General features: G+C 77.5%; 1 protein-coding gene. It reads right to left on the bottom strand.

All coding sequences use genetic code 11. The annotated features are described in order from the left end of the window. On the bottom strand, nucleotides 1-591 hold a 591-nt coding region (locus E4099_RS32670; protein ID WP_135342682.1), incomplete at its 3' end, for a sugar phosphate isomerase/epimerase family protein. Between the last annotated feature and the right edge of the window lie 5 nt (nucleotides 592-596).

The raw sequence follows: 596 nt of genomic DNA, 5'->3' as shown, positions 1-596 counted from the left end.
CGCCCGGCCCGCCCGGGCCAGTTGCTCGGGCAGTGTGTCGTCCCACCAGAGGTGGTAGCTGTCCACCACCACGCCGACCTGCTCGGCGGGGAAGCCCTCGGCCAGGTCGAGCGCCTGGGCCAGGGTGGAGACCACGCAGCGGTCGGCCGCGTACATCGGGTGCAGGGGCTCGATCGCCAGCCGTACGCCCCGTTCGGCCGCGTACGGGGCGAGTTCGGCCAGGGCGTCGGCGACCCGGCGCCGTGCGCCCGCCAGATCGCGGCTGCCGGGCGGGAGGCCACCGGAGACCAGGGCCAGGGTGCCGGTGCCCAGCGCGGCGGCCTCGTCGATGGCGGCCCGGTTGTCGGCCAGCGCGGCGCGGCGCTCGGCCGGCTCCGAGGCGGTGAAGAAGCCGCCCCGGCACAGGCTGCTGACGGTCAGCCCGGCCTCCCGTACCAGGCGGGCGGCGGCTGCCGGCCCGTACTCCCGGACGGGTTCCCGCCACAGGCCGACCGCGGTCACCCCGGCGGCGCGGCAGCCGGCCACCAGCTGGGGCAGTGACCACTGCCGCACGGTCTGCTGGTTGATGCTGAGGCAGGTGGGGGCCGGCACGGGGG

The sequence above is a fragment of the Streptomyces palmae genome, from assembly GCF_004684805.1.
Taxonomy (GTDB): domain Bacteria; phylum Actinomycetota; class Actinomycetes; order Streptomycetales; family Streptomycetaceae; genus Streptomyces; species Streptomyces palmae.
Note: the sequence above shows the minus strand (reverse complement) of the source record. Positions and strands in the feature narration are given on the sequence as shown.